Annotated in this window: 7 protein-coding genes and 1 pseudogene; 5 read left to right on the top strand and 3 right to left on the bottom strand. The window is 47.3% G+C overall.

What is annotated here, in order from left to right; genetic code table 11:
* Both Q1K07_RS21175 and Q1K07_RS21170 read left to right on the top strand, forming a co-directional pair.
* Positions 1 to 908, top strand: a 908-nt coding sequence (locus Q1K07_RS21175) for a phage portal protein (protein ID WP_300315917.1), incomplete at its 5' end; no start/stop codon positions are given.
* Between the two features lie 472 nt (positions 909 to 1,380).
* A complete protein-coding gene (locus Q1K07_RS21170) occupies positions 1,381 to 2,403 on the top strand; it encodes a glycosyltransferase (RefSeq protein WP_300315914.1) in 1,023 nt (340 codons plus the stop codon).
* Positions 2,404 to 3,063: 660 nt separating this feature from the next.
* On the opposite strand, the gene Q1K07_RS21165 is transcribed toward Q1K07_RS21170, so the two are convergent.
* Both Q1K07_RS21165 and Q1K07_RS21160 read right to left on the bottom strand, forming a co-directional pair.
* The gene (locus Q1K07_RS21165; protein WP_300315911.1) at positions 3,064 to 3,213 is read right to left on the bottom strand and encodes a hypothetical protein; all 150 of its coding nucleotides are present in this window, start codon (positions 3,211 to 3,213) and stop codon (positions 3,064 to 3,066) included.
* Positions 3,210 to 3,521, bottom strand: a complete 312-nt coding sequence (locus tag Q1K07_RS21160) for a PAAR domain-containing protein (RefSeq protein WP_300315920.1) — start codon at positions 3,519 to 3,521, stop codon at positions 3,210 to 3,212. The genes Q1K07_RS21165 and Q1K07_RS21160 overlap by 4 nt, the downstream gene beginning before the upstream one ends.
* Before the next feature lie 147 nt (positions 3,522 to 3,668).
* Between Q1K07_RS21160 and Q1K07_RS21155 the strand changes: the two genes are divergently transcribed.
* A complete protein-coding gene (locus Q1K07_RS21155) occupies positions 3,669 to 3,896 on the top strand; it encodes a PAAR domain-containing protein (RefSeq protein ID WP_300315908.1) in 228 nt (75 codons plus the stop codon).
* 51 nt (positions 3,897 to 3,947) lie between these two features.
* Positions 3,948 to 4,316, top strand: coding sequence for a hypothetical protein (locus tag Q1K07_RS21150; RefSeq protein ID WP_300315905.1), 369 nt, complete (start codon positions 3,948 to 3,950; stop codon positions 4,314 to 4,316).
* Between the two features lie 113 nt (positions 4,317 to 4,429).
* Here the strand turns inward: Q1K07_RS21150 and Q1K07_RS21145 are convergent, their stop codons facing one another.
* A complete protein-coding gene (locus Q1K07_RS21145; RefSeq protein ID WP_300315902.1) occupies positions 4,430 to 4,603 on the bottom strand; it encodes a hypothetical protein in 174 nt (57 codons plus the stop codon).
* Positions 4,604 to 4,848: 245 nt separating this feature from the next.
* Here Q1K07_RS21145 and Q1K07_RS21140 point away from each other — a divergent pair.
* A pseudogene (locus Q1K07_RS21140) lies at positions 4,849 to 5,093 on the top strand (hypothetical protein); the annotation flags it as partial.

Genomic DNA, 5,093 nt, shown 5'->3' with positions numbered 1-5,093 from the left:
ATGAAGGGCTGCTGCTCACTCCGGATGAGTGGTACGAACCACCGATCCCTCTGGAGATCCTCGCCAAAAGTTATCGTGCAACGGCGCACCATGGGTCAGCTCTCCAGGTGAAGCGCAATATCCTCCTGCGCACCTTCAAACCGCACCCACTGCTGGGCCGCCAGGCATTCAGTGGTTTGGCGCTGGATTACCTGGTATTCGGTAACGGTTATCTTGAGGAGGTGCGCGGCAGGTTGGGCAAGTTGCTGCCATTCCGTCACCTGCGAGCCAAGTACATGCGCCGTGGTGGCCCCAATGCCGACCGGTACTGGTGGGTGCCGAATTACATCGACCGCACCGAGCTGCCCAGAGGAAGGGTGGTTCACCTGCTCGAGCCCGACGTCGACCAGGCCATCTATGGCGTACCCGACTACATCGGCAGTCTGCAGAGTGCATGGCTCAACGAGAATGCCACCCTGTTTCGTCGCCGGTACTTCCTCAACGGCAGCCATGCAGGGTTCGTGATGTATGTGAGCGACCCGGCCAGCAACCAGGATGACATTGATGCCATGCGCAAGGCTCTGAAGGAGTCGAAGGGGGTCGGTAACTTCCGCAACCTGTTCTTCTACAGCCCAGGAGGGAAAAAGGATGGAGTGCAGATCATTCCCATCAGCGAGGTAGCGGCAAAGGATGACTTCTGGAACATCAAGAACATCACTCGCGATGACCAACTTGCTGGCCATCGAATTCCACCGCAGCTGATGGGCATCATTCCCAGCAACACCGGCGGCTTTGGTGATGTGGAGAAGGCCGCCAGGGTCTTCGTGGCCAATGAGCTCGAACCGTTGCAGGCTGCTCTCCAGGAGGTGAATGAGCTCGTGGGCGAGGAAATCATCAGGTTTCAACCGTACACGCTAGGCGACCCATAGCTCATGCCACTCGATCCAACCAGGTAACCTTGCCTCGACCAGACAAGCCGCCCCAGAGGCGGCTTTCTTGTACCTCCACCACCCTGGCTGCAGGCCGCCGAGCGCAATCGTCACCCCGCCCCGCCCGCGCTCTAAATAGGTCGGTTTTTATGCACTCATGCGATAAGGGGCGAGGCTGCGCCGTTACTGAGCTTCGTGAGGGTTATAAGGTGTAGTCGGCTTATGCGTTTTCATGCGCAATTTTGCATTTTTATCCACGCATGATCTGAGAATCTCAATTCAAGATCTGATGACCATTACGACGAGGGCGTCGGGATCACCTAGGAGGCAGCAGAGGGTGGATGACTTGAAGAGTTCTCCCATCAGTGGCTATGTGTACAAAAGTAAGGTTTTGTAGTATATGTTGCATATGCATATATCTGTGCATATATAACCAAAACTAAATTTTTAAAATCCACGCAGGGTTTAAGTCATGATAGAGAAGAATATATTTTTCTATTGGTCTGGTGATAAAATATCTGAGTCATATAAAAAGAATATTGAATTTACTAAGCTCATTTGTCCTCAATACGATGTAAAAGTTGTAGGAGATGAAGTTTGTCGCCCATTGGTTCAGGAGTACTTTCCTGATGATGTTTGGGTGTACGACTCTATTGGTGTTCCTGCTGCAAAATCAGACCTTGCTAGAATTTTACTCCTCCATAAATTTGGTGGCTGGTATATTGACTGTGATACTAGGCTTCGTACCAATATTGATTGGTGGGAAGATGAAAATATTGATTTGCATTTGTTTTGGGTGAAGAATAAAAAAGATAAGACGTTTGTTAATAATGCTCTTATCGGAGGAAAGTCAGGACATCCTTACTTTCTTCGTGCAGCCGAAACTATCGTAAAGCTATTGAAATCTCCTTTTCATAAACATTCTGTTTATAACAGTACTGGACCTGGCGCTATTACGAATGCAGCGGGGAAGTATCTAAAATGTCCAGAAACAAGCTTTAGCAAGATGGAGTACTCAATGCTCCAGGTTGTGAAAGATGGAACAAAAGGCTCCTGGACTTTCCAGGAAAACTGTGGTGTCTGGTATAATGATGATAACCCGCCTATTTTTAATCCAGATGTTGAACTTGAAAGAATAGAGCGGATCGATGCATTTAATTTTTATTGTAGTACTTTTGATAGGTTTCCTGAGACAAGAGCGAAAAATTATGCTTCACTATTAACTCGCGCAGGAGTTCATTATCTCCATAAGCATGGAATAAATGATAAAATTGACAAATTGTCAGAAGAATTTAAGGATATTCTTTCTGATGGAGATTATTTCCATCGCTTGGCTATGAAATATAAAGAACGCGGTGAGAGTGATCGATATTTGAAATATTTGAAATACAGCGAAGATTCGTCACTTGCTACGCCTATACCTGAGCATTTAGTAAATGAAGAGTCTTTCAAGAATAAGATATATAATGCTGTGAGGAAAAAAGCCTTTAAGTAGATTCCGTAAAGTGGAGTATATTGCGTAGTCCATTATAAATGGCAGTGAGGTTTGTTGCGGTCGCTTTATCCGGCCGCAACAGGTCATCAGGTTCTAATTTCCCTTGTATCAGTTAACCTTGATCTGGTTAGATATTTGTAATGTACTGAAGGCGTATCAGATAGCCCTTCAACACCAATCCCCATCAGCTACATTGCCCCATCCATCATTGGAGGATGGGAGGCAAGTCCATGGAGCAAGCATCAGTGAGGAGCGGTTCGGCTCGATTTGAGGGGGCTGCACAGGGCCTAGAACAGAGCGTAACAAAAACGGCCACCACGATGATTCGCTAAGCGGCCGTTTTTTCTGGTGCTTCTAATAATTGTAGAAGCAGGGGCCTGATCTACGCCCACTGCCTCCCAGAGGCTGCGTAGCTCTGCTCCATAACTGATTGATTTTGGTGAGCTATGAAGGTGATTTTACGTAGTTAAATTTCCAGTAACTACATGATTCTAGGTATTAATTTACTCTACTTGTAATCAGTAGGTCCCGGGTTCGACTCCTGGTGTCGGCACCATACTGAAGACACACTAGAATCAAGCACTTGCTAAGCATAAAAAACCGCCTTCGAGGGCGGTTTTTTTGTGCGTGCGTAACAGCTCGACGTAACAAATCCGGAGTTTATTGCTCTTCCCCTGGGTGGTAAACCAAGGGAATGCTGAGGTCATAGACACGTTGAGCATTGCAGCAGATCGGTGGCCGCTCGCCTCTTGCTGCGAGGCGGCACTCCAGTACCAAGGAACCAACATTACCATCTGCAGTGAGTGTCATGACCTTCTTGTGACCCTCACGGTCCCACCACATGATGTCAGGCTTTCATCCATAGCCACACCAGTTCCATCTATACCGACATCAGCAGACCCTGACTTTATGACCGCACCGCATGATGTCTTGTCACCTATCCTTGCAATGCTTTTCTTTTCGCCATTTTTCTCGACCCGCTCAACCACGTTGGTACCAGTTATGATGTGATGTGGTCCATTAGCACAGTCACACTCAATCTCGTCACCAACAAACGCAATGCTCTTTCCATCGATTTTCATCTTGCCACTCCTTGGTTGGTCTACTTCGACTGTAATCTGACCGGCTAATCAATCTGGCGCTATTTGAGAAGTTTCTGATGTTGCCTCTTGTGCTTCAGTAGCAGGGGGGGCGGGAATTCTGTGGCGACAGACAAAGAGTTACTCTCAGAGATTCCCAGGGAGCAATTTTCCATGGAGAGGGTTATGTTCAAACCTGGAGATGGAATGATCTTTATTGGTGACGCTACTACTCACGATGGTCGCGTCATCTCTGGCCAACCTAACTACACTGTGAATGGCCGTGCGGCAGCAGTGGTTGGCGATATGGTGGCCTGCCCTAAGAAGGGGCATGGTGTCTGCCCGATCATCGAGGGGCACCCTACCATCATCATCAATGGCAAGCAGGTCGCATTATATTGGTTATGGTTATAGGCCTATTTTTACTGACATGGAATTCACTATTGATATATCAGAGGATTGACTGTGGCTGAATATTTTTTATATGGTGGTTTTGTTGTAGTTTTTTATACTGCCATTATATATTCTGTTTTATATGTGATGGCAAGATTGTTAAAGTTTAAGGTAGGGAATATAGAGAAATTATTTTTAATATTTCCTCTGTTATGGTTTTTATATATCTGGATTAATTTTTCATGGGGTGTAAATATCTACACAGGGAATTCTGCTACAGTACATTCAATGCTTTCAAATCTTTTGTTTTTTGGAACTCCAACATATTTTATTATTGGCTCCATCTACACATATGCACGAAAATTATGGGCATATTTCTCTGCCTATATGCTTCTAGGGGGAGGGCTTGTTTTGACCTGGTTCATAAAAGCTTTTTTCTAAACATCTAAATGACAACACAACGGGCAGGACTCCTAGAGAATATTTACTCACTATTTTATATAAACAGCGCCTGACCGCATGGGGCAGGCGCTGAGATCGACCAGCAGCCTACGTCACTCCTGCTGGTAGTGTCCCACAATGAGCATGGATCCTCCGACCAGCAAGCCAAATGCGGCTGTAGCAGGGCCGCCGGCGAAGCCAAGGCCAATCACTGCCATACCGCCGGCAGTGAAATCGCTCATGCCACCAGTAACCTGCTCGATTTCATCCTCAGATAATTCATGCATTGTTATTGCTCCTACGCATATAGCGCAGTTTCCCTGCGCCTTGGGTCCGGAGTAACTCCGGCAGCTCCCTGCCTCGACCTATGTTGTTGTCATTGGCCGAACACAGTTCTTTAAAGTGAGTAGGTCGGTTCCAGCACTCTTTCGAGAAGAGTGCATCGGGATTTGTCCTGGATATGATTGAAAGTAGCTTGCAACGCCTTCTGCCACTGATAGTCAATGTCTCATATTGGCGTAAGCCATTGCCGATGCTTCCAAGACCCATGCGTGGTGACTACTGTGGTTATCCGGTATCCGATGTCAGTGATCCCCCTAGATCCTCACGTACAGACACTGTTCGTGGTCTCACTGGCCAGCCGGCACCGAGTACGCCAAAGGCCGAAGCCTTCACCTTCGGCGATGCCGAGCCGGTGACCTCTATGCGTGACATCTTCTATGAAGGGCTGCTGCTCACTCCGGATGAGTGGTACGAACCACCGATCCCTCTGGAGAT

Source organism: Halomonas sp., assembly GCF_029263665.1.
In the GTDB taxonomy this organism is placed as follows: domain Bacteria; phylum Pseudomonadota; class Gammaproteobacteria; order Pseudomonadales; family Halomonadaceae; genus Halomonas.
The sequence above is the reverse complement of the archived record's forward strand: the minus strand, read 5'-3'. Positions and strand labels throughout refer to the sequence as shown.